This window comes from Streptomyces sp. NPDC002130 (assembly GCF_040296465.1).
GTDB lineage: Bacteria > Actinomycetota > Actinomycetes > Streptomycetales > Streptomycetaceae > Streptomyces.
The window spans coordinates 1-21,683 of sequence record NZ_JBEOXI010000139.1 but is presented as its reverse complement, the minus strand read 5'-3'; the positions used below and the strand labels follow the sequence as shown (position 1 = coordinate 21,683).

General features: G+C 73.1%; 19 protein-coding genes and 4 pseudogenes. 10 read left to right on the top strand and 13 right to left on the bottom strand.

Annotated features, from left to right (window positions below; genetic code table 11):
• A pseudogene (locus ABT116_RS24910) lies at window positions 1-444 on the top strand (serine/threonine-protein kinase); the annotation flags it as partial.
• Here the strand turns inward: ABT116_RS24910 and ABT116_RS24905 are convergent.
• From ABT116_RS24905 to ABT116_RS24885, 5 genes are all read right to left on the bottom strand, one after another.
• Window positions 441-863 carry an acyl-CoA thioesterase gene (locus tag ABT116_RS24905; protein ID WP_351637738.1) on the bottom strand — a complete coding sequence of 141 codons (423 nt, stop codon included), beginning with the start codon at window positions 861-863 and terminating at the stop codon, window positions 441-443. The pseudogene ABT116_RS24910 and the gene ABT116_RS24905 overlap by 4 nt on opposite strands.
• A 79-nt stretch (window positions 864-942) precedes the next feature.
• Entirely contained in the window at window positions 943-1,578 is a 636-nt protein-coding gene (locus ABT116_RS24900; RefSeq protein WP_351637744.1) for a hypothetical protein, read from the bottom strand.
• A gap of 196 nt (window positions 1,579-1,774) precedes the next feature.
• Window positions 1,775-2,167 carry a DUF5955 family protein gene (locus ABT116_RS24895; protein WP_351637736.1) on the bottom strand — a complete coding sequence of 131 codons (393 nt, stop codon included), beginning with the start codon at window positions 2,165-2,167 and terminating at the stop codon, window positions 1,775-1,777.
• A gap of 21 nt (window positions 2,168-2,188) precedes the next feature.
• Entirely contained in the window at window positions 2,189-4,507 is a 2,319-nt protein-coding gene (locus tag ABT116_RS24890; RefSeq protein WP_351637734.1) for an AbeC-like domain-containing protein, read from the bottom strand.
• Window positions 4,508-4,607: 100 nt separating this feature from the next.
• Entirely contained in the window at window positions 4,608-5,816 is a 1,209-nt protein-coding gene (locus ABT116_RS24885; RefSeq protein WP_351637731.1) for a pyridoxal phosphate-dependent aminotransferase, read from the bottom strand.
• An 86-nt stretch (window positions 5,817-5,902) separates the two neighbouring features.
• Between ABT116_RS24885 and ABT116_RS24880 the strand changes: the two genes are divergently transcribed.
• Complete coding sequence (locus tag ABT116_RS24880; RefSeq protein WP_351637727.1) at window positions 5,903-6,529, top strand: winged helix-turn-helix transcriptional regulator; 627 nt, start codon at window positions 5,903-5,905, stop codon at window positions 6,527-6,529.
• Window positions 6,530-6,687: 158 nt separating this feature from the next.
• On the opposite strand, the gene ABT116_RS24875 is transcribed toward ABT116_RS24880, so the two are convergent.
• The 3 genes from ABT116_RS24875 to ABT116_RS24865 are packed head-to-tail and all read right to left on the bottom strand — an operon-like array spanning window position 6,688 to window position 10,283.
• The gene (locus ABT116_RS24875; RefSeq protein ID WP_351637724.1) at window positions 6,688-7,479 is read right to left on the bottom strand and encodes a hypothetical protein; all 792 of its coding nucleotides are present in this window, start codon (window positions 7,477-7,479) and stop codon (window positions 6,688-6,690) included.
• Entirely contained in the window at window positions 7,479-8,744 is a 1,266-nt protein-coding gene (locus ABT116_RS24870; RefSeq protein WP_351637721.1) for a VWA domain-containing protein, read from the bottom strand. The genes ABT116_RS24875 and ABT116_RS24870 overlap by 1 nt, the downstream gene beginning before the upstream one ends.
• 45 nt (window positions 8,745-8,789) lie before the next feature.
• Window positions 8,790-10,283 (bottom strand): IucA/IucC family protein, encoded by a 1,494-nt coding sequence (locus ABT116_RS24865; protein WP_351637717.1) that lies wholly within the window; start codon window positions 10,281-10,283, stop codon window positions 8,790-8,792.
• Between the two features lie 100 nt (window positions 10,284-10,383).
• Between ABT116_RS24865 and ABT116_RS24860 the strand changes: the two genes are divergently transcribed.
• Both ABT116_RS24860 and ABT116_RS24855 read left to right on the top strand, forming a co-directional pair.
• Window positions 10,384-11,919, top strand: coding sequence for an IucA/IucC family protein (locus ABT116_RS24860; RefSeq protein ID WP_502983933.1), 1,536 nt, complete (start codon window positions 10,384-10,386; stop codon window positions 11,917-11,919).
• Window positions 11,920-11,981: 62 nt separating this feature from the next.
• The gene (locus ABT116_RS24855; RefSeq protein WP_351637713.1) at window positions 11,982-12,353 is read left to right on the top strand and encodes a (2Fe-2S) ferredoxin domain-containing protein; all 372 of its coding nucleotides are present in this window, start codon (window positions 11,982-11,984) and stop codon (window positions 12,351-12,353) included.
• A 64-nt stretch (window positions 12,354-12,417) separates the two neighbouring features.
• Here ABT116_RS24855 and ABT116_RS24850 read toward each other — a convergent pair whose 3' ends face one another.
• The 5 genes and pseudogenes from ABT116_RS24850 to ABT116_RS24830 form a co-directional block, all read right to left on the bottom strand.
• Window positions 12,418-12,837 (bottom strand): universal stress protein, encoded by a 420-nt coding sequence (locus tag ABT116_RS24850; RefSeq protein WP_351637709.1) that lies wholly within the window; start codon window positions 12,835-12,837, stop codon window positions 12,418-12,420.
• Window positions 12,838-12,839: 2 nt separating this feature from the next.
• A complete protein-coding gene (locus ABT116_RS24845) occupies window positions 12,840-14,339 on the bottom strand; it encodes an APC family permease (protein WP_351637705.1) in 1,500 nt (499 codons plus the stop codon).
• 80 nt (window positions 14,340-14,419) lie between these two features.
• Window positions 14,420-15,712: pseudogene (locus ABT116_RS24840) on the bottom strand (iron chelate uptake ABC transporter family permease subunit); the annotation flags it as partial.
• A 67-nt stretch (window positions 15,713-15,779) separates the two neighbouring features.
• Window positions 15,780-16,313, bottom strand: a complete 534-nt coding sequence (locus tag ABT116_RS24835) for a DUF1360 domain-containing protein (protein WP_351637701.1) — start codon at window positions 16,311-16,313, stop codon at window positions 15,780-15,782.
• Window positions 16,306-17,271 (bottom strand): Rieske (2Fe-2S) protein, encoded by a 966-nt coding sequence (locus ABT116_RS24830; protein ID WP_502983932.1) that lies wholly within the window; start codon window positions 17,269-17,271, stop codon window positions 16,306-16,308. The genes ABT116_RS24835 and ABT116_RS24830 overlap by 8 nt, the downstream gene beginning before the upstream one ends.
• Before the next feature lie 183 nt (window positions 17,272-17,454).
• On the opposite strand from ABT116_RS24830, the gene ABT116_RS24825 reads away from it, so the two are divergent.
• From ABT116_RS24825 to ABT116_RS24800, 6 genes and pseudogenes are all read left to right on the top strand, one after another.
• Complete coding sequence (locus ABT116_RS24825; protein ID WP_351637697.1) at window positions 17,455-18,726, top strand: cytochrome P450; 1,272 nt, start codon at window positions 17,455-17,457, stop codon at window positions 18,724-18,726.
• A gap of 100 nt (window positions 18,727-18,826) precedes the next feature.
• Window positions 18,827-19,672: pseudogene (locus ABT116_RS24820) on the top strand (nSTAND1 domain-containing NTPase); the annotation flags it as partial.
• A 74-nt stretch (window positions 19,673-19,746) separates the two neighbouring features.
• Window positions 19,747-19,806, top strand: a pseudogene (locus ABT116_RS24815) (hypothetical protein); the annotation flags it as partial.
• 75 nt (window positions 19,807-19,881) lie between these two features.
• The gene (locus tag ABT116_RS24810) at window positions 19,882-20,097 is read left to right on the top strand and encodes a polysaccharide deacetylase family protein (RefSeq protein WP_351637746.1); all 216 of its coding nucleotides are present in this window, start codon (window positions 19,882-19,884) and stop codon (window positions 20,095-20,097) included.
• Between the two features lie 192 nt (window positions 20,098-20,289).
• On the top strand, window positions 20,290-21,204 hold the full coding sequence (locus ABT116_RS24805; protein ID WP_351637694.1) for a HipA family kinase: 915 nt from the start codon (window positions 20,290-20,292) through the stop codon (window positions 21,202-21,204).
• Window positions 21,201-21,521 (top strand): Rdx family protein, encoded by a 321-nt coding sequence (locus ABT116_RS24800; protein WP_351637691.1) that lies wholly within the window; start codon window positions 21,201-21,203, stop codon window positions 21,519-21,521. The genes ABT116_RS24805 and ABT116_RS24800 overlap by 4 nt, the downstream gene beginning before the upstream one ends.
• Window positions 21,522-21,683: the final 162 nt, after the last annotated feature.

Sequence of the window (21,683 nt, the reverse complement as noted above, 5' to 3'; positions counted from 1 at the left end):
GGAGCGTCGGGGGCCGACAGCCGGACACCGGCGGGGGTCGCCCCCTCCCCTACGAAGTCCGCGTCACCGCAGGTCGAGTCGCAGGCGCCCCTGATGCTGACCCCGGAGAGTTCGCTGAGCTTCCAGAAGCCGTTCATGCGGGACGACCGCAAGGGGGACATCCGCTTCGACTGCAAGGATGCCGGCTGCGCGGTGGAGAGCGACACCAGCGTGTTCCTTCAGCTCTTCGGCAAGTCGGGGGCCACCCTCGACGAGTGCCGGCTGATGCTCGCCAGTGCCGACCGCCACCGCTGGACCCTGGCCGGGGCAGCCGCCGGCACCGAAATCTGCGTCAAGCACAAGAACGGGGACATCGCCCTGCTCGTGCTCCAGACGAAGTCGACGGCGCTGCCCGACATCGCCTTCCTGCAACTGGACATGACGATCTGGCGAGACGCCGCCTAAAGCCCGAACAGCCCCGGATCCGACGCCAGCTTCTTGAAGACCTCGGCGGGATCGGCGACCAGCCTGCGCTTCTCCAGGTCCAGGATCCCGCCGACCGCCGTGATCTCCGCGGCCACCGTGCCGTCGGACTTCACGACGGTCTGCTCGATCCGGAACGTCCTTCCGCCACCCCACTCGAAGGCGCAGGTCACCGCGACCTCATCGCCCGCGAGCAGCTCGCGTTTGTAGCGGATGGTCGTCTCCAGGGCGACCGGGCCCACGCCGCTGCCGATGAGGGCGGACTGGCTGATCCCCGCGGCCTGGAGCAACGACCAGCGGGCGTGCTCCGCGTAGTTCAGGTAGACCGCCTGGTTGAGGTGCCCCTGCACGTCCGTCTCGTATCCACGGACGGTCACAGGGACGGAAAACGGCTCGCTCACGGCTTTCCCTTCTCGCACCGGATCTCTCCCACCGGACTCTCGTGCACTGCACAACGATCCACCGATCTTGGCATGCTCATCACGCCCGGCGCGGCGAAGCCAGCAGATACCGGTTCCCGGTGCGCGGCTCGCGGTGCTCGCTCACCTGCCAGCCTGCCTCCTCCAGGGTGGCCGCGCAGGCCCGCAGCGCCTCGCCGTCCGGCTCGTGGACGGCGACGGCCTCCGGCTGTGGGGTCTCCCGTACGCGGTAGCCCCCGCCCTCCTGCCCCGCCGGAGCGTGCCCGGCCGCCTCCAGGGCCAGCGCCGCGGCCCGCACCAGATGCGTACGCTCCCAGCCGCACGGCCGGTCCACGTCCCCGCCCGGGTTGGTCATCCGGCGCAGCTCCAGCAGCCCCTGCCAGGCGCTGTGCACCTCACGGCGCCGGGCGGGCCCGGCATCCGCAGGGGCCTCCTCGCCGCCGGCGCGCGCGGCGAACACGCCCGTCGACGCGGGGGCCTGCGCGGACCCGGCTGCCTCGGGCACCTGTGTGATGCCCTGCCGCACCCGGTGCCCCTCCGGCGTCAGGAAGTGATCGTGCGGCGGCCGGGGGTGCCGGAAGGCGAGACCCCGCTTCACCAGTGCGGTGAGCTGCGACTCCGTACCACGGAGCCGCCCGGTGACGGGATCGGCGGCGTCGATGACACGCCGCTGCGCGACGGTCGGCGGTCGGGTCACGGCGCGCTCCTTCCGGGCGAGGGCGTGGGACGGCCGTACGAGGGCGTACGACAGCAGCACGGGGGCCGTACGGATCACCGGCCCTCGCTTCGAAGGCTACGACGGGGGTCTGACATTCACCCGGCGATCACCGGACCCTGCCGACCCCACCGGCAGACCCGTCGCCCACCACCCCGGTCAGCCCCACTCCCCGCCTTCACACCCCTGGCAAGCCCTGCACCGACTGCGCCAGTTGACCGACCGCCACCACCAACGGCGTCACCGGCTGGACGAATTCGTCGAGGCGGGTCAGGGCCCGGCGCAGGACCGTCGGCTGAGGTTCGGGTTCTTCGAGTTCCTCGCGCAGACGGCGCAGTTCCCTGGCTGTGGCCTCGGGGTCCGTCAGGGCCGCGCGGTGTTCCTCCAGCAACCGCTCGACGACCGCCAGGAGTTCGGCCGTACGCTCGGCATCCTGCGGCTGGAAGGAGACGGAGCCGGAGAACGCCCGCGCGCCGTGGCCGACGGCCTGGTTGCCGACGTAGTGCGTGCCGCCGCTGATCATGACGCCGTTGTTGACCGGAGGGTCCTGGCGTGCGTCGTCGCCCATCATGGGGCCTCCTCCTGCTTGCTCCTATTTGGCGGAACCGCCGACGGCACCCGGCACCGCGGCGCCCGGCTGACCGGGGACGTTCTGCGTGGCGGTCGCGCCCGTGCCGATCGCCTGGTTGCCGATGATGCTCGTGCCGCCCTGCTGGATGAGCCCCTGGTTGAGGATGGTCTGCTGCTGGGCGCGGAAGTCGGTCGTGTCGTAGCCGCGCGCGTCGAGGAACCCGCGGACCGCGGCGAGGGTGTGGCGCTCCACCGCGGAGGTGATCCGCATGGCGTCCACGACCTGGAAGTAGTTGTGGTAGTTCGGGCTCAGCGCCAGCTCCCGGACGCTCAGCCGTGCCCCGAAGTCGTAGACCGGGTCCTGGTCCAGCGCCTTGAGCTCGTCCACCATCCGTCTGCTGTGCCGCTCCTCGAAGCGGGCCTGCCGCATCGCCCGGAAGGGCGCGGCGAAGAAGTCCTTCCTGGTGTGGGCGACGGCGTCCAGCAGGAGCCCTCGCCGCGCGGCGGGGGAGAGCGGCCCGCGCAGCCGGTCCACCACGTGATACTCGGCGCGCACCGGCCCGAGCACGTGGTTGCTGCAGTGCAGGTGGAGCGTGCGCCCCGTGGTGGACAGGTGCAGGAACACGCTCGGCACCACGTCCCCGCCCCACAGCGGCACATGCACCGCCAGACAGTGGCGGACCGCCCCCGTGGGACGCTCCATGATCCGCCCGATCTCGTCGGCGGGCAGCCGCGCGGCCGGCGCGAGCCCGGAGTCCCTGATGAACCGCTCGTCGTCGCCGACGCTCGTGCCGCTCGCCAGGACCCGGTCCTCGACGACGAGGGATCCGAGGGCCTCCGCGACGTCCGCCGCCCCGTCGGCCGTGCCGCGCGCGGCGGTCGCCCGCAGCAGCGCGCGGACGTGGTCGACGAGTTCGGTGACGGTGAACGACTCCGGCGCGGCGCGTCGCGGCATCCCGCCGACGGGGTCGCCCGCGGGCAGCAGCGGCACGGCGAGCGACCACTGCGAGGCGGCCGCCGAGTAACCGATGAAGGGTGTGTATCCGCTGTAGACGGTGACGTTCCCGTCCTGCGCCTCCCCGATGGCCGCGAGCCGCTCGGCCATCCACGTGCGTCGCGGCACGGTCGGCCGGGGCTGCCGCGCGAACGCCTCGCGCGTCATGGTCGTGCGCAGCAGCCGGTCGACGTCGAGATCATGGCGTACGACGGTGACGTACGCGAAGGCCACGGCCGCGACCGACAGCAGCACCGCCGGCACCCCGGCCAGGTAGGCGCCCAGCAGCCAGCTCACCAAGCCGGGTGCGGGCAGCGCCGACAGGAGGACGCCGAAGGCGACGGCGACGAGCACGGTGACGGCGGCCGTGACGGCGGCGCCCGCCAGCACCCCGCCCGGGGGCTGGTGGCGGCCGCGGGTGGCCAGGCTCGGCCGGCCGCCGACCCGCCCGGTGGCCGACAGGAGCAGGCCGACGAACACCAGCCACAGCGGCGCGAACACGGTCACGACGGCGAAGGCGCAGGTCAGCCGCAGATCGCGGCGGTGCCGCAGTTCCTGGGCGGTCAGACAGTGGCGCACCACCGTCACCAGGTCGACGCCGGGTGAGGGCGCCACGGCCCCCGCCTCGTCGGCCAGGAGGTCCTCCACCACCCGCTCGGCGAAGTCCTCGTCGACGTAGGCCGCGGCGCACAGGTACCGGGTTACGTCACCCGGCGTGCTCCCGACCGGCATGTGGACCGGCGCGGTCGTCATGCCGAGCCCTCCCTCTCTCCAGCGGCGGAGCGGCGCCGTGACGGCGCCGACGGAGCTCCTGGCGCGCGCCCCCGGCGCACCGGCGGTCAGGAGCGCGAGCAGCACGCCCGCCACCAGGCCGAACAGCAGGCCGCTGGGCAGCAGGTAGTCCAGCATCATGTCGTTCGGAGCCAGCTTCACCTCGGGGACGAAGGCCGTGTGCAGGCCCCACCACAGGAGGCTGGACGCCAGCGAGACCGCCATGCCCGCGACGAGACAGCGGATCCACCCGGCCTTGCCGCGGGCCGACATCCGCCACAGGAAGAAGGCGAGCCCGGCGAGCAGGAACAGGACGGCGAGGTCGTTCACCACCAGGGCGGACGTGGTCCCGTACCGATAGGAGGAGGTGTCCCAGCGGGGCACGAACGCCGCCTCGAAGAGCCGGCGCAGGGTCGTGCTGCCGGACCCCTCGACGTAGAACTTCCGCTCGTACCGGTCCCGGAGGGGCCCCTGCACCCACGGGCTGCCCAGCAGGCCGAGGCTCAGGACCAGCAGCGCGAGACGGCCGTGCAAGGACGACGGCGTACCCGACAGACGCCGACCAGGCATGAACATCTGGGGTTCCCCCATCCCCGATCCCCCGGCCCCCCGATCAGTGGCCGCACTCTATGGCATCCCCGCTCCCCCCGACCATGAATCCCGGCAACACCATCAGCTACTGCCGGTATCCGCTCAGGAACCGCCCGATCCGCCCGATGGCCGCCTCCAGGTCCTGCGCGTGCGGCAGGGTCAGGATGCGGAAGTGGTCCGGCGTCGGCCAGTTGAAGCCGGTGCCCTGCACGACCTGGATCTTCTCCCGCAGCAGCAGGTCCAGGACGAACTTCTCGTCGTCGTGGATCTTGTGGACCTTGGGGTCGAGGCGCGGGAAGGCGTACAGGGATCCCTTCGGCTTCACGCACGATACGCCGGGGATCTCGTTGAGCTTCTCCCAGGCCACGGTGCGCTGTTCGTGCAGCCGGCCGCCGGGCGCGGTCAGTTCGCGGATGGACTGCCGGCCGCCGAGCGCGGCCTGGATGGCGTACTGCGCGGGTGCGTTGGCGCACAGTCGCATGGAGGCCAGCATGGTGAGGCCCTCCAGGTAGTCCTTCGCGTGCTGCCGCGGCCCGGTCACCACCAGCCAGCCGGAGCGGAAGCCCGCCACGCGGTAGGTCTTGGACAGCCCGCAGAAGGTGAGGACCACCAGGTCGGGGGCGAGCGCGGCGGCCGAGTGGTGCACGGCGTCGTCGTAGAGGATCTGGTCGTAGATCTCGTCGGCGAAGACCATGAGGCCGTGCCGCCTGGCGAGGTCGAGGATGCCCTCGACGATCTCCTTGGGGTAGACCGCGCCGGTGGGGTTGTTCGGGTTGATGATCACGACTGCCTTGGTGCGGTCGGTGATCTTCGACGCCATGTCGTCGAGGTCGGGATACCAGTCGGCCTGCTCGTCGCAGAGGTAGTGGACCGCCTTGCCGCCCGCGAGGGTCGTCACCGCCGTCCAGAGGGGGAAGTCCGGGGCGGGGATGAGGATTTCGTCGCCGTCCTCGATGAGTGCCTGGACGGCCATCGACACCAGTTCCGAGACGCCGTTGCCGAGGAAGACGTCGTCGACGCCGACCTCCAGGCCGAGCGTCTGGTAGCGCTGGGCCACGGCCCGGCGGGCGGAGAGGATGCCGCGCGAGTCGGTGTAGCCGTGCGCCTGCGGCAGCATCCGGATCATGTCCTGGAGGATCTCGTCCGGCGCCTCGAACCCGAAGAGCGCCGGATTGCCGGTGTTCAGGCGCAGCACGCTGTGCCCTGCCTCCTCCAGCGCGTTGGCGTGCTCGATGACCGGGCCGCGGATCTCGTAACAGACCTCGCTGAGCTTGCTCGACTGCCGGAACTCCATGCGCGCCTCTCCTCTGCCGAACCGTGTTGCTTGGTTTTACCAAGTACGCGCTTGGAAAGTCCAACAACTTGTCTAGACTGCGTCGCATGCCACCTCGCCGAAGCTACGACCAGTACTGCTCCGCCGCCCGCGCGCTCGACGTCGTCGGTGACCGCTGGACCCTGCTGATCGTCCGGGAGCTCCTCGCCGGCCCCCGCCGCTACACCGACCTGCATGCGGACCTGCCCGGCGTCAGCACCGACGTACTCGCCTCGCGGCTGAAGGACATGGAGCGCGACGGCCTCGCGACCCGGCGCCGGCTGCCGCCGCCCGGTGCGGCCTTCGTCTATGAACTGACGGTACGTGGACGGCAGTTGCTACCCGTGCTGCAGGCGCTGGGGGAGTGGGGGCAGCCCGAGCTCGGGGAGCGCCGGGCGACGGACGCGGTCCGGGCGCACTGGTTCGCGCTGCCCCTGTTGCGCCTGCTGGACGGCGAAGGACTCGTCGAAGTCCGTCTGGAGGAAGGCCTGTTCCATCTGTACGCCGGTGCCGAGGACGGGCCCGTGTACGGCGACGGGCCCGCCCCCGGGGAGCCGGACGCCCGGCTGGTCCTGGACACCGGCACCTGCACGGCCATCGGCCGCGGGGAGTTGAGCCTCGCCCGGGCCGTGCGTGAACGGCGGGTCGAGGTGAGCGGCGAGGGCACGCTCGCCAAGGCGCTGCGCGAGACTTGAGAGAAGGCCCGCTGGCAGCGGGCCTTCTGAGGGGCGATCAGGTGGAGATCGACCGGGTGCGGTCGATCAGGTGCGAGTCGACCGAGTGCGGCCCGATCAGGTAAAGGCCAATAGGGGCCGACAAGGGCCGACCGGTGAGGGCGATCAAGTACGACCGGTCAGGCGCCCGGCGGCACCCGGGACGGCCGGCCCGTCCCGCGCGTCAGCGCGTACCCGCCGACGCCCGCCAGCGCGGCCAGGATCCCGCCGACCGCGGTCCACACCCACCGGTCCGACCACCAGCCGGACGTCCAGCCGTCCTCGGGTTCGAGACCGGCGAGCACCGCCGCGTCCTCCCGCTCCTCCTCGGGCTTCGAGGCGATCCCCGGCACCAGCGGCTCGGCGAGCGAGCCGTCCACCGCCGCGGAACCGCCGATGTCCTCGGAGTCCACCCGTATCCCGGTGTCCACCGGGAGGCCGAGGTCGGCGGTGGCGACGCCGGTGGCCGTCAGCCGGACGTAGTAGGTGCCCGGCAGCGGGTCGTCGGCCCACGGCTCCGACCAGGCCCGGACCGTGCGCAGGACACAGGCCAGCTCCACGGAGGACGTGTCCGCCCCCGCGGTACGCGTCTGCGCCCCGTACTGGCAGGCCTGACGGCGGCGCAGACCGTCGTAGACGTCGATCTGCCAGGTCTGGGAGGCGTGGGTCTCCGGAAGCTTCACCGTCGCCCGGACCGTGGGGCGCTGCCCGGTGTCGGCCGGGAACGACCAGTACAGGTAGTCACCCGTGGAGCCGCTCGCCGTGGCCTGCTGCCCCTGCTCGATCTCCGTCGCCGTGCGGAACGACGTACCGGCCTGTGTGGGGGCCGACGCCTCGTCCTGCGACGGGCTCGGCGAGGCGTCGGCCGCGGCGGGGCCGGCCGCCACTCCGAGGGTCAGCAAGGCCGCGCTCAACGCTCGTACCGCTCGCATCAGTTGGTCCTCCAGACCGCGATCCGCCAGCGCGACAGCCAGCCCCAGACGACACCGGCGAGGAAGCCGGCGAGGATCAGCACGCCGAGCAGCCACCAGCCGCGGCCGAGGCCGAAGGCGGCCACGTCGCCCGCCCGGCTCGGGGCGTCCACGACGTCCACCGTCAGCTCCAGCGGCAGACCGGGCGTGGTCTTCACGCCGGAGGCCGCCGAGAAGGAGTGCGAGACGCCGAGGCAGACCGCCTCGGCGGGCGCGTCCTCGTCGTCGCTCCCGGCCTTCGGGTAGCGCAGGCCCGTCGAGATCACGTCCGTACGGCCGTCGCCCGCCGCCTCGCCGCGCACGATCTCGCGGCCCTTCGACGTGACGGCCCGCATCAGCACGCCGTAGCCGGGGTTCACCGCCCGGTCCGCGGCGACGCTCACCGAGGCGCGCAGCTCCTGACCCGGCCGCACGTCCACCCGGTACCAGCGCTGCTGCCCGAACTCCTCCCGGTCGGTGTACAGGCCCGACTTCAGCGTCGGCGCCCCGGCACACCGGTCGGCGCCCTCGGCCGGCACCGGCGTCACCACCGGATCGGCCGCCCGGTCCACCAACTGGTTGACGCGGTCGGTGAGTTCGTCCTGGTGCTCGACCGAGGTGTAGGTGCCGCCGGTGGCCTCGGCGATGCAGCTCAGCTGCCTGCTCAGCTTGGCGGTCGGCACCAGACCCAGGGTGTCGATGGTCAGGCCGATGCCCTTGGCCGCGATCTCGCGGGCCACCTCGCACGGGTCGAGCGGGGCGCAGGTGTCCTCACCGTCGCTGATCAGCACGATGCGCTTGGAACCGTCGCCGCCGTCCAGGTCACCGGCCGCCTTCAGCAGGGCAGGGCCGATCGGCGTCCAGCCCGTCGGGGTGAGGGTGGCGACGGCCGTCTTGGCCTCGGTGCGGTCGAGCGGGCCGACCGGGTAGAGCTGCGCGGTGTCCTTGCAGCCCGTCTTCCGGTCGTCCCCCGGGTAGTTCGCGCCCAGGGTGCGGATGCCGAGTTCGACCTCCTCGGGCGTCGCGTCGAGCACCTCGTTGAACGCCTGCTTCGCGGCGGCCATCCGCGACTGTCCGTCGATGTCCCGGGCCCGCATCGAGCCGCTCACATCGAGGACGAGGTCGACCTTGGGGGCGTCCTGGCCCGTGGGTTCGCCGGCGACCGCCCCGGCCGGGAAGGCGAGCCCGGCCGTCAGCGCGGCGAGCAGGGCACAGACCCCCACCGCCAGCCGTGTTCTTGTGATCATCGCCGGATCCTAATGATCACCCCGCTCCGGTTCCAAAAGCGGGTTTCACCGCAGGGGGTTGGGCAGTTCCGCCCACTGGTCCCCGGGCGTCTGCGGCGAGAGCCGCATCAGCGTCAGCGCCTTCGTGGGCAGCGGATCCGCGCACAGTGCCGCGAGGTCGGGGGTGCGCGGCAGGTCCCGTACGGCCGTCTCCAGCGCCGCGCCGAGCGCCGGGCCCGACCCGGCGGTGCCGGCCAGCGCGCCCGCCACGAGCGAGCCGAACAGCTTGCGGCGCAGCACGCGTTCGTCGTCCGTGACCATGCGGGCGGGCAGCTCGGGCACCTCGATGCCGTGCCGGGCCAGGCGGGCCGGGCTGACGCGGATGTCGGCCAGGTCGCGATAGACCAGCCGCACCGGGTCGCCCGCCGCAGAGAGGACCACCAGGAGGTTCTGGCCGTGCGCCTCCAGGGCCACGCCCAGCTCCAGCAGCCGCAGCCCGACCGTGAGCGTGAGCCGCGCGAAACCGGCCAGCCAGGCGGGGGAGCGAGGCAGGCCGGTGGTCGCGAGCGCCGCCACCGGCAGGACCCGTTCACCGCTGCCCGCGTACGCCTGCGGCGACTCCCGCAGGACGGCCGCGAAGTCGGGGGACCCGGCCGCCGCGGCGCCCAGGGTGCGGGTCACGTGCAGCAGGCCGTCCGTGCGCGCCGCCGGTGTCGCGGCGAAGTCCGACAGCACCGCCGAGGCGGCGACCGAGGGCAGGGAGATGTCCCGCACCGAGGACGTCAGCCGAGCGCTCAGCGAGGTCTTCACCTGCGGCCCGCCGGGCAGGGCCAGCGTCCGCAGGGACATCAGCGGATGCGCGGGGCGCCGCTCCTCGCACGTCCGCTTCAGCACGTGCGCCGCCTGCCACGGATGCACCGGCAGCACCACACGCCCCCCGTCCCGCAGCTCGTCCGGCCACACGCCCGTCACCAGGCACTCCACCGCCCGCACCGGCACCAGGCCCAGCTCCACGACCGGCCGGTGCTCGGGCCCGTAGGCCAGCTGCTCGGCCACCGAGAAGCCGGGCCGGGACCGGCACGTCGGATGGAACGGGTGCCCGTCGACGATCCGCTGCTCCCACTCCCAGTCGCTTAGCGGCCAGTCCTCCCGCTCACCCTCCTGCCCCGCCCGCGACAGGGCCAACGAGGCGACACTGTGCCCGAGTTCGGCCGCGAAGGAAGCGGAGTGCGGTACGGCGAGGTCCGTCATCAGCCGCGCCGGATCCGCGTACGCCGTCTCGTCCAGCCGTACGGCGGTGACGTACGCGCCGGTCGCGTACGGGTCCGGCCGGGGGCCGTGCAGCCGTCGGCCGTCGGACAGGGACAGCGTCAGACCGTCCCGGTCCTGCTCGGCGCGGGTGACCCAGGGCAGCCGATCGTGGGCGAGACCGCGCCACAGCCGGGACAGCACGGCCGCCCGGGCGCCGGGCAGTTCGGCCTCGTACCGCGGCAGGAGCCCCGGCCGTACGACGGACAGCTCGTCGGCGACCTCGGCCTCGGCGGTGGGGGGACGGTGCACGGGCGGCTCCTCGGGTACGAATAGGGGCGTCACAGCGGAATGGCGACGACCGACATACTGATCATCTCCGCCCGGAACGCTGGAACGACCATAGGGACGAGTGGAACGCGTGGACCTCATGCCCCCGCCCGCCGACGACGACTCGGCCCACGGTGACGACCCGGCCACCGGAGCCGTTGCCGACGCATATGCCGCCGTACCCCTGCTGAACTGCCTGCTGCGGGAGGTCGCCCGCCCGGTGCGCCGGGAGGGCGACCGTCGTGTCCACCGGCTGCCCGGCGGGGACCGTCTGCTGCGGGTGCGCGGGACGCGGCGGCCCGCCGAGCCGGAGATCGAGGTCGCGGGCGCCTGGCACCGCGTCGGCCACACCGAGCTGGTCAAGCTCGTCGCCGAGGAACTGCGCCGGCACACCGGGGTGTCCAACCACGAACTGCCCGCCGAGATGCTCGACAGCCGCGACGCCGTGGCCGCCCTGCTCGCAGCCCGGGCCCGGGCCACCCCGCCCGACGACCTCTACCTGCGCTCCGAACAGTCCCTCCTGACCGGCCACACCCACCACCCGGCCCCCAAGGCACGCGGGAGCGGCCCCACAGCCCGCTGGCTGCCGTACGCGCCCGAGGCGTACGCCCGCTTCCCGATCGTCCTGCTGGGGCTGCGCGAGGACACCGTCGTCGAGGACGGCGACACCTCCGCCCTCGATGCCCTCGGCACCGCCCCGCCCGGCTACCGGCTGCTCCCGGCCCACCCCTGGCAGCTCGATCTCGCCGCGCAGGAGCTCGCCGGGGCCTTCGCGGACGGCAGGCTGATCCGGCTCGGCACCACCGCCTCCGACGCCTGGCCCACGGCCGCGATCCGCACGCTCTACACGCCCGAGCGGGACCTCTTCCTCAAGTTCAGCCTGGACGTGCGCATCACCAACGACATCCGCCGCCTGTGGCGCCACGACCTGCTCGCCCTGCGCAGGACGGACGCGGCCGTGTGCGCCGCCTTCGAGACGTTCGGCGGGCCCTCCGCCTGGCTCGGCGACCGCGGCTACCGCACCGCCGACTTCGCCTTCGAGGCCCTGGCCGTCCTCGTCCGCGACGGTTTCGCCGGCCGCCTGCTGCCGGGCGCAGTCCCGGTGCTCGCCGCCGGTCTCGTCGAGGGCTTCGACGGCAGCCCGCTCGACCGCGCCGCCGACCCCGGGGTCTGGTGGGCGGCGTACCTGGCCCAGGTCGTGCCCCCGGCGCTGACGGCGTTCGCCGAGCACGGTGTCGTCATCGAGGCGCACCTGCAGAACACGCTGGTCGCCGTGGACGCCGACGGGCTGCCGGTGCAGGCGCTGTACCGGGACGCCGAGGGCGTGAAGCTGCTGCCCGACGTGACGCGGCAGACCGGCTGGGAGCGGCTCGTGTACTGCCTGGTCGTCAATCACCTCATCGAGATCGCCGGCGCCCTCACCGAACGGCACCCGGCGTTCGACCCCTGGCCCGCCGCCCGCCGGGAACTCGCCCGTCACGACCTCCCCGAGATCCGCGCCCTGCTCACCTCGCCGACCCTCCCCGCGAAGACCAACCTGCTGCTGCGCTGGACCGGCGCGGACGGCGCCGACGCCCGTTACCGTCCGCTGCCCAACCCGCTCAGGGAAGGGACCTGACCCGCCGGGCCCGGCGACCGCGTGACATGATCATCACCACGCGCAGAGAGGGAGGGACAGGCATGTCCGCGACGCCGGATGCAGGGGTCCCCTGCCGCATCGTCGTCTGCCGGGACTGCTGCTGCGGCACCCGCAAGATCAGAGGCGTCGATCACGCGGCCCAGACCGAGCGCCTGCGCGAGGCCGCGCCGGTGCGCGTCTCCGACTGCCTCGACGTCTGCGACCAGGCCAACGTCGTCGTCGTCCAGCCGTCCGCCGAGGGCCGGGCCGCCGGGGGCCGTCCGGTGTGGCTGGGGCTGGTCAACGACCCGGCCGCCACCGAGGACGTCGTCTCCTGGGTGCGGGCGGGCGGCCCCGGCGTCGCGCCGGTGCCCGAGATCCTCGACCTGTACGTCTTCAGCCCGCACACGAAACGCGCCGCCGGCAGCTCATGAAGCAGGGCTCGCGAAGCAGGGCTCATGACACGGACCGCACGGCACGGCCGGCGTGACAGGAGCCTCATGACTCCGCCGCCGGCACGCAGAGCACCGGCACGCTGGACAGGTGCAGCAGCTTGTGCGGCGTCGAGCCCAGCAGCGCACCGCGCACCGGGCTCTCGCCCCACGTGCCCACCACGATGACCCGGGCGCCATGGCGGGCCGCGGCCTCGATCAGCGCCTGCGCGGGCCGTTCGTCGATGAGCTCCACCGACGTCCGCACCCCGGCCTCGTCGGCCACCCGGACCGCGTGGGAGAGGGCGGTGCTGCCGGCCTCGCGGACCGCCTCGTGATGAGCGCCGTACTCCTCGCCCGTGACGCCGGGGGCGGCGACGCCGTGGACGATCACCAGGGGTTCGTCGTACGCGGTCGCCACCTCGATGGCGACGCGCAGCGCGCTCAGGGCGCCCGGGGACTCGTCGTAGCCGAGGACCACCGACATGTTCAGGACTCCTTGCCGTCGACGAGGTCCGGGTCGACCACGCTCGGGTGTTCCGACCAGAAGGCGGGCGCCAGCAGCCGCCACACGACCATGAGGACCACGCCCGCGACGACGATGCCGATGCCGATGACGAGCGGCGGACCGAGCCCGAACCACGAGACGCCGCTGTAGGAGTTCTCGGGGTCGGACATGTCCGCCACGGATTCCACCAGCAGCCACGCCAGCAGCCCCGCGCCGATCAGCGGTCCGAGGCCGATCAGGAAGAAGTTGCGGGCGCTGCGGGTCAGTTGGCGGCGGTAGTACACCGCGCAGGCGAGACCCGTGAGCGCGTAGTAGAACGCGATCAGCAGGGACAGCGCGGTGAGCGAGTCGAAGAGGGCGTTCTCGCTGATGTGGAAGAGGACGAGGTACCAGGCGATGGCGATGCCGGCGACCCACCAGGTGCTCACGTCGGGGGTGCGGAAGCGCGGGTGGATGCGGCCGAAGTGCGCGGGCAGCGCGTGCCGGCGTGCCATGGACAGACCCGTGCGCGACGCCGGGATGATCGTCGTCTGCGTGGAGGCGAGCGCCGACGTCGAGACGGCGAGGAGGACGACCCAGTCCCAGCCGCCCATCGCCTCCTCGGCGAGCAGGGCGAAGATGAACTCCTCCTCCGCCGCGTTCTCGGCGAGGTAGTCCGTTCCGGCGTAGGCCACGACCGCGAAGGCGACCGCGAGGTAGGTCACCAGCAGCAGCACGGTCGACCAGACGGCCGCCCTGCCGGGGGCGGTGGCCGAGTCCTCGACCTCCTCGGTGAGGTTGACCGCCGACTCCCACCCCCAGTAGATGAACACACCCAGCAGCAGGGACGCGGTCAGTGACGCCCCGCCGGCTCCGAACGGGTCGAGCCAGCCGAACTCCGGATCGACGGCGTCGAGGGTGCCGGTGTCGGCGTAGACGCGGTAGAGCGCCACCACGGCGAAGGCGAGCAGGCAGGCGACCTGGGCCAGGATGAGGACGTTCTGCACCTTGGCCGAGATCTCGGTGCCGATCACGCAGACGGCCGTCATCACCAGGATGAGCAGCACCGTCAGAACCTGGCGCACCGCGTCGTTGTCGGCCCAGCCGTCCAGGCCCACGGCGAGCAGGAAGAACGTCACGGCGACGTCCGCGAGCGACCCGACGACCAGGACGCCCGTCATGGCGATGGCCCAGCCGCCCAGCCAGCCCGCCCACGGCCCCATGGCCCGGGTGACCCAGGAGAACGTCGTGCCGCAGTCCTGGTCGACCTTGTTGAGGTAGTAGAACGCCGACGCGATCAGCAGCATGGGCACGAACGACGCGAGCATCACCCCGGGGGCGTAGATGCCCACCAGCGCCACGATCGGCCCGATGACCGCCGCCACGGAGTACGCGGGGGAGGTCGCGTTGAGCCCGATGACCAGGGCGTCGAGGAACCCGATCGCATTGGGTTTCAGGCTCGCCTCCGGGGGCGGGCCCGGGTCCGTGATGTCCTTGGCCATGCTCCCTCGCTCCCGTTGTGTGTGCGTCCATACAACAGGCACTTCAGGGGCAATTTAACTATTGATGCCCCTTTCGGGCGTCATGCCGCTTTCCGGCCGCAGACCAGCAGGTGCAGGAAGTACGGCGTGCCGATCACCGCCGTCATCAGCCCGGCGCCCAGCTGGGCCGGGGCGATGACGGTGCGGCCGATCAGGTCGGCCGTGCAGACCAGCGCCGCGCCGAGCAGGACGGCGACCGGTACGACCCGCCCGTGCCGCCGGCCCACGAGGGCGCGGGCCGCGTGCGGCGCCACCAGGCCCACGAAGCCGATCGTGCCGGCCGAGGCGACGGCGGTCGCGGCGAGCAGCACGCCCGTCACGAGGAAGCCCAGCCTGGCCCGCGGCAGTCCGAGACCCAGCAGCCGCGGGGTGTCCTCGTCCAGGGAGACGAGGTCCAGCTCGGTGCGCCGGGCGAACGCGACGGCCAGGCCCAGCGCCAGCACGAGCGCGACGGGCAGCCCGCCCGTACGTCGAACCGGACAGCCAGGTCAGCGCCTTGACGGCGTTGAACGGGTCGGTGAGCACGATGAGCAGGCTGATCAGGGCCGTGGAACCGGCCGCCATGCCGATGCCGACGAGGACCAGCCGGTTCTGCCGGTAACCGCCCCGCGCGGAAAGACCGAAGACGATGGCCGAGGCCAGTGCCGCGCCCCCGAAGGCCGCGCCCGCGACCCCCCAGGAACCGGCCGCGGGCACGGTGGTGACGAGCAGGACGGCGCCGAGCGCGGCACCGCCGGAGACGCCCAGCACACCGGGCTCCGCCAGCGGGTTGCGGGTCACGGCCTGCACCAGCGTGCCGGCCAGGGCGAGCGCCGCGCCCGCGCACAGCGCCGCGAGCACCCTCGGCACGCGGGTGTCCAGGACGAAGGAGACGGTCTGCCCGGCCCGCCCCTGCACCCAGTTGACGACATTGCCGAGCAGGAGCTTGCTGTCGCCCAGCAGGACGCCGGCCACCGTGACGCCGACGACCGCCGCGACGAGCGCGCCCACGGTGACGACGTCCGGCTCGGGATGCGCAGCCGGTCCGGCGCGTCGGCCCCGGCGGTGTCCTTGAGGTGCAGGGACGTCACCACCAGGAAGACGGCACCGACCAGGCTGGTGACGATGCCCGTCGGGACGGCGACCGCCGTGTCCGCCGGGATGAGGGCCCGCAGCAGCACGTCCGAGCCGAGCACCAGCGCGGCACCGGCCAGACCGGCGACGGGCAGGACCGCCCGGGCCCGGACGAACCCCCGGAACCGCCGGGCGAGCGGACGGACGAGCGCCGGGGCGCACAGGCCGACGAAGCCGATGGGCCCGGCGAGCGTGACGGCCGCGGCGGACAGCAGCGCGGCCGCGTCCGGACGGGACACGGACCGGGCAGCCGTCCGCCCAGGGGGTGTCCGGGCGCGCGGGCGGCGGTCAGTCGCCCGTCGTCTTGTCCACCAGCGCGCCGTACGCCAGTTGCAGCGCGTCCGCCCCGGCCAGGGCGGTGAGCGTGCCCATGGCCGTACGGGTGGCGCGCGGCCAGAGCAGCCGGCCGGCGGTCAGGGTCGAGGCGACCCAGACGCTCATGCAGAACGGGCAGGTCGCGAGCTCGCCGACGGTGTGCCTGCCCTGCTCTGGCTGCGCCTCCTCGTGCAGCTCGGCGGGGCCCTGCGGCCCGACGTACCGGGTGAAGGGAGCCCGCAGCGGGCTGGTCACCGACGCCTTGCTCAGCAGCCGGCTGAGCCGGAACGTGGCCACCGACGTCAGGACCACGTCCCACGGCTCGGGGCGCTCGGGCAGCGGGCGCCCGCTGCGCCGTACCACCGTGGTCCAGGCCGCCGTGTAGGCCGCGAAGCCCGCCATGGCCGCGAGATAGCCGCCCAGCGGGCGGTCGTGCCCCGCCGCATAGTCCTGGCGGGTGCGCCGGAGCGCTCCGCGCAGCCGGCGCGCAAGGCGGCTGTCAGTCATGGTCGCCGTGCCCATGGGCAGCCCCCGATCGTGTCGTGTTCCCCTGTCCCTGTCCGGCCGGCTCCCCGCCGTTCTGGTGACGCAGCCGCACCTCGACGTACCCGCCGGTGATCCGCGTCTCGAAGGAGGGCTGGGGCGCCGTGGCCGGTCCGCGTACGTTCCAGCCGTCGGAGAGCCGGAACACGCTGCCGTGCCACGGGCACCGCACACACCCGTCCTCGACGGTGCCCTCGGACAGCGGCCCCGCGAGATGGCTGCACCGCTCGGCCAGCGCGTGGACCGCTCCGCCGGACTCGCGGACCACCAGCACCGGCACGTCGTCCACGCTGCGCCGCACCGGCTCACCGGCCGGGAACTCCTCGACGCTTCCGATCCGGTGCCAGCCCGCGGAGACGACGTTCGGGACCTCCTCGGCGTGATTGGCGCCGGAGGCCTGCCGGTAGGCCAGGTGGCCGCCCAGCATGCCCCCGACCCCGACGGCCGTGAGCCCCAGGAAGCCGTAGGCCCGGCCCGCCCCCTCGCGCCCCTTGACGCGGCAGACGAGCGAGGCGGCGTACAGGCCGACGGCCGCGGTGTTGGACAGGGCGTGCACCAGCCCGATCCGCTGCTGGGGGTGGTGCAGCTCCGCCCAGTCCACCCAGCCGGCCACGGCCGCGGGGGCCGCGGCGCCCAGCCCGACCCCGACCAGCAGCCCCGACTCGCGCGAGCGGCCGGGGCGCAGGTCCAGGACGGCCGCCGACAGCCAGCTTCCGATCGGCACCTGCACCAGCAGCGGATGCACCGGGTGCCCCAGCCACCTGCCGTGCAGCAGGTCCCGGCCACGGCCCAGGGGAAGGGCCCGCACGCCCCTGCGGAGCGTGTCGATCAGCGCGTCGGCCCTGGGCTCCCGCTCCAGACGGTCCAGCAACCACAGAACTCGGTTCTGCCGCATCACGCGGCGACGTGGGGGTGCGCTCATGCCCTGCCGGGTCCCCATCGCCACCGGCGGCAAACGGAAGCGCGGTGCCGCGGCGTCCCTGGTCAGCCGTCCACCCGCGGGGACGGCGACGGCCGGATCCGGCCGTCGCGTCGGGGGACACCCGCGCCGGTGCCCGCGGGCGCGCCGCGTTTCCGGGCAGAGCCGGCGGGCACCCGCCGCGCCATGAATCCCGGTCGCAGTCCACTGATCGCCGACAGCTCTCTCGCTCTCCTCGCCAAGGGATACGCCTGGCTGCCCGACCGGAGGCGCCGCACCACCGCTCCGCTCGTCCGCACGCGGCTCATGGGACAGCCGGTGGTCGCCCTGCACGGCCCCGAGGCGGTGCGGTTCTTCTACGACGAGCGGCACGTGGAGCGCCGGACGGCACTGCCCGGGCCGGTGCTGAGCACGCTCTTCGGGCACGGAGCCGTGCACACCCTGGACGGGCCGGACCATCGCGTGCCCAAGGAGATGTTCCTGTCCCTGCTCACCGGGGCGGAGGCGGTGGCAGGTCTGGTGGACCGCGTCGCCGCGGAGTGGGACGAGGCGGTGGAGTCGTGGTCCGGCCGCCGGGTCGTGCTGTTCGACGAGACGAGCCGCGTGCTCACCCGGGGCGTGTGCCAGTGGGCCGGACTCACCGTCGAGGACGCCGGCCCCCTGGCCCGGGACCTCGTCGCCATGGTCGACGGTTTCGCCAGTCCTGGCCCGCGCCACTGGCGGGCCCGCCGGGCGCGGGCCCGCTGCGAGGCCTGGATGGGGCGCCTGGTCGAGGACGTACGGGCAGGGGCCGCCAGCGCACCGGCCTGGTCGGCGCTGGAGGGGATCGTCCGGCACCGGGACGCCGACGGCCGGCTCCTCGACCCGCACACGGCCGCGGTCGAACTGCTCAACGTCGTCCGCCCGACGGTCGCGGTGTGCTGGTTCGTCACCTACGCCGCTCACGCACTGCGCCTCAGGCCCGATCTGCGGGACCTACTGACCGGCGACGATCCCGCCCACGCCGTGGCTTTCGCCCACGAGGTGCGGCGCTTCTATCCCTTCGCGCCCTTCGTCGGCGGCCGGGCCGTCACCGATCTGGAGTGGCGGGGCGAACCGATCCCGTCCGGCACGCTGATCCTGCTCGACCTCTACGGGCAGAACCACGACCCCGACCTCTGGGACGACCCCTACACCTTCGAACCGCAGCGTTTCCTCCAGCGGCCGCCTCACGCCGACGAACTGATCCCTCAGGGCGGCGGCGACCGTGAAACCGGTCACCGCTGCCCCGGCGAGGACGTCACGATCGCCCTGCTGCGCGCCCTCGGGCCACGGCTGGCCCTGCTGGAGTACGACGTGCCCGACCAGGACCTGCGGATCCCGCTGAACCGCATGCCGGCCCGGGTCCGCAGCGGCTTCGTCATGGACGCCGTGCGGGCACCGGCGCCCGCACGCCGACCCGCGCCTGCGACACGCTGAGGCCGATTACGTCACAGCAGGTCAGCGGGGGTTGCCGGACATTCGTACGGAAAAGTAGCGTGAGGGTCCGCTTTGGCTGGATCTTGAAAGGCACGCAGGCGTGGGACGACGCGAGAAGCCGCTGGACCCCGAGGCCGGGCCGGTCCAGCGACTCGCGCACGAGCTGCGGGGTCTGCGGGAGGCGGCCGGGAAGCCGACGTACCGGGACATGGCCCGGCGGGCGAACTACTCGACGAGCGCGCTGTCCGCGGCGGCCGGCGGTGAACACCTTCCGTCGCTGCCCGTGGTCCTGGCCTACGTCCAGGCGCTGGACGCGGAACCCGGGGTGTGGGAGGAGCGCTGGAGGGCGGCCAAGGCGGCGGCCGAGGAACAGGCCGTGGAGGAAACCGCGGAGACCGACGGGGACGCCGTTCCGCCCTACCGCGGGCTCGCGCGCTTCGAGCCGTACGACCGTGACCTGTACTTCGGGCGGGACGCGCTCGTCGGTGAGCTGCTCGACCTGGTGCGCGCACACCGGTTCGCCGCCGTGTTCGGCCCGTCCGGAAGCGGCAAGTCCTCACTGCTGCGGGCCGGACTGGTACCCGCACTGCGGGAGGCGACCGGCACCGACCGCCCGGAGGTGATCCGGGTGCTGACGCCCGGGGAGCGTCCCGCCGACACCCACGAGAAGGCGCTGGTGCCCCAGGAGGGTGAACAGGAGCAGACCGCAGCCCCGAACAGCGGCCTCGACCTGGGCGCGACCCACACGCCCGAGCCTCCCGTCCCGACGGAGAGCGCCTCCGGGGACGACACCACGGACTGCGAGAAGGCCAAGTGCATCGCGCTGACCTTCGACGACGGTCCTGCCGCCCCGGAGACGGCGACACTGCTGAAGCACCTCGCCCGCTACCGGGCGCGCGCCACCTTCTTCACGGTCGGCCAGAACGTGGCCGCCCACCCCGAACTGGTGCGCGCCGAGGCGGGGCCGGCCACGAGGTCGGCAACCACTCCTGGAACCACCCCGACCTCACCCGCCTCACCCCCGCCCAGGTCCGCTCCCAGCTGGACCGCACCAGCGCGGCTGTCAAGGCCGCCACCGGCAAGGCGCCGACCCTGTTCCGGCCGCCCTACGGCGCGGTCGACGCCACGGTGAAGGCGGCGACCACCCTCTCCCCGGTGCTGTGGGACGTCGACACCGAGGACTGGAAGTACCGCGACGCGGCCAAGGTCGCCCGGACCGTCATCGACAAGGCCGGGCGCAACGACGTCGTCCTCCTGCACGACATCCACCCCACCTCGGTGGCCGCCGTCCCCGAGATCCTGCGCACCCTGACCGCTCGCGGCTACCACTTCGTGACGGTCAGCCACCTGCGCGCGAGTCTCCGGCGCTGAAGTCCGATCGATCGACGGCCGACGGCGGCGCGTACGCGGGGTCAGCCGTCGCGGGCACGGCAGGTCGGCGACGGCCTTGTCCGGCAGGCGTCCGTCCAGGCTCCGTCGTTACTATGCTCACTTGATGCCGGAGGCCGGGGCGGGAGGCGGGACCATGGAATTCAAGGCGAGCCAGCCGTGGGGCTTCGGAGCATGTTGAGAGAGGTCACCGCGACCCGCTACGTCGAACCCCTGCGGTCCGGCGGCTCCGTCCCCGGCGTCGTCGAGGCCGACGACCTCGGCATGTACGTCGTCAAGTTCACCGGCTCCGCGCAGGGCCGCAAGGCGCTCGTCGCCGAGGTGATCGTGGGGGAGCTGGCGCGCGCCCTCGGGCTCCGCTTCCCCGAGCTGGTCCTGGTGCACTTCGACCCGGCGATCGCGGACCACGAGCCGCACCAGGAGGTGCGGGGCCTGCACGCGGCCAGTGCGGGGGTCAACCTCGGCATGGACTACTTGCCGGGCGCCCGGGACTTCACACCGGAGATCGCCCGGATCTTCCCCGTCGATCCGCTGGAGGCGGGCAGGATCGTCTGGCTCGACGCCCTGACCGTGAACGTCGACCGCACGGTCCACAGTTCCAACCTGATGGTCTGGCCCACCCTCGGCGTCGCACCCCCGCGCCTGTGGCTGATCGATCACGGCGCCGCCCTCGTCTTCCACCACCGCTGGGAAGCCACCGACCCCCGCAAGACCTACGACTTCCGGCACCACGCCCTCGGCCACCACGGCCCCGACGTCCGGGCCGCCGACTCCGAACTGGCGCCCCGGGTCACCGAGGAACTGCTGCGGCGGATCCTCGCCGAGGTCCCGGACGCCTGGCTCGCGGACGAGCCGGGCTTCGCCACCGCGGACGAGGTGCGCGAGGCCTACGTGACGTACCTCCACGCGCGCGCGGAGGCCTCCGCGGCCTGGCTGCCCACCGACTTCCCCAGCCGGGAGGAGCTCGCCGCCGAGGAGGCCCTGCGGGCGGCGAAGAACCAGCAAGGACGCCCCGCGTGGCTCAGGCAGGTGCCCGACCTGCACGGCAAGCCCGCGGCCCAGCAGGATTGGTCGGTGCACCTCGGATGACGGACGATCAGCGCGTCGAGATCGAACTGGCGGAGGACTCCCCGGGCGCCTCACGGCGGGTCGAGATCGAGTACTGCACCCAGTGCCGCTGGCTGCCGCGCGCGGCCTGGCTGGCGCAGGAGCTGCTCACGACCTTCGAGGCCGAACTGACGGAACTGGCCCTGAAGCCCGGCACGGGCGGGGTGTTCATCGTCCGCGTCGGCGACGAGGTCGTCTGGGACCGGCGCGAGCAGGGCTTCCCGGAGCCGACGGCCGTGAAGCGGGCCGTACGCGACCGAGTGGCCCCGGGCAGGACCCTGGGCCACTCGGAGCGGTAGCGGCTGTTCAGCCCTTGAGCTGCTCGTACGCCGGGAGCGTCAGGAAGTCGGCGTAGTCCTCGTCGAGGGAGACCGTCAGCAGCAGGTCGTGCGCCTGCTGCCAGTTGCCGGCCGCGAAGGCCTCCTCGGAAGGCGACCTGGCAGACCCGCACTCTCGAAAGG

Coding starts and splice junctions, on each gene's coding strand:
- ABT116_RS24895 (WP_351637736.1), bottom strand. CDS start 2,167: ATGATGGGCGACGACGCACGCCAGGACCCTCCGGTCAACAACGGCGTC.
- ABT116_RS24890 (WP_351637734.1), bottom strand. CDS start 4,507: ATGTTCATGCCTGGTCGGCGTCTGTCGGGTACGCCGTCGTCCTTGCAC.
- ABT116_RS24885 (WP_351637731.1), bottom strand. CDS start 5,816: ATGGAGTTCCGGCAGTCGAGCAAGCTCAGCGAGGTCTGTTACGAGATC.
- ABT116_RS24880 (WP_351637727.1), top strand. CDS start 5,903: ATGCCACCTCGCCGAAGCTACGACCAGTACTGCTCCGCCGCCCGCGCG.
- ABT116_RS24875 (WP_351637724.1), bottom strand. CDS start 7,479: ATGCGAGCGGTACGAGCGTTGAGCGCGGCCTTGCTGACCCTCGGAGTG.
- ABT116_RS24870 (WP_351637721.1), bottom strand. CDS start 8,744: ATGATCACAAGAACACGGCTGGCGGTGGGGGTCTGTGCCCTGCTCGCC.
- ABT116_RS24855 (WP_351637713.1), top strand. CDS start 11,982: ATGTCCGCGACGCCGGATGCAGGGGTCCCCTGCCGCATCGTCGTCTGC.
- ABT116_RS24850 (WP_351637709.1), bottom strand. CDS start 12,837: ATGTCGGTGGTCCTCGGCTACGACGAGTCCCCGGGCGCCCTGAGCGCG.
- ABT116_RS24845 (WP_351637705.1), bottom strand. CDS start 14,339: ATGGCCAAGGACATCACGGACCCGGGCCCGCCCCCGGAGGCGAGCCTG.
- ABT116_RS24835 (WP_351637701.1), bottom strand. CDS start 16,313: ATGACTGACAGCCGCCTTGCGCGCCGGCTGCGCGGAGCGCTCCGGCGC.
- ABT116_RS24830 (WP_502983932.1), bottom strand. CDS start 17,271: ATGAGCGCACCCCCACGTCGCCGCGTGATGCGGCAGAACCGAGTTCTG.
- ABT116_RS24825 (WP_351637697.1), top strand. CDS start 17,455: ATGAATCCCGGTCGCAGTCCACTGATCGCCGACAGCTCTCTCGCTCTC.
- ABT116_RS24805 (WP_351637694.1), top strand. CDS start 20,290: ATGTTGAGAGAGGTCACCGCGACCCGCTACGTCGAACCCCTGCGGTCC.
- ABT116_RS24800 (WP_351637691.1), top strand. CDS start 21,201: ATGACGGACGATCAGCGCGTCGAGATCGAACTGGCGGAGGACTCCCCG.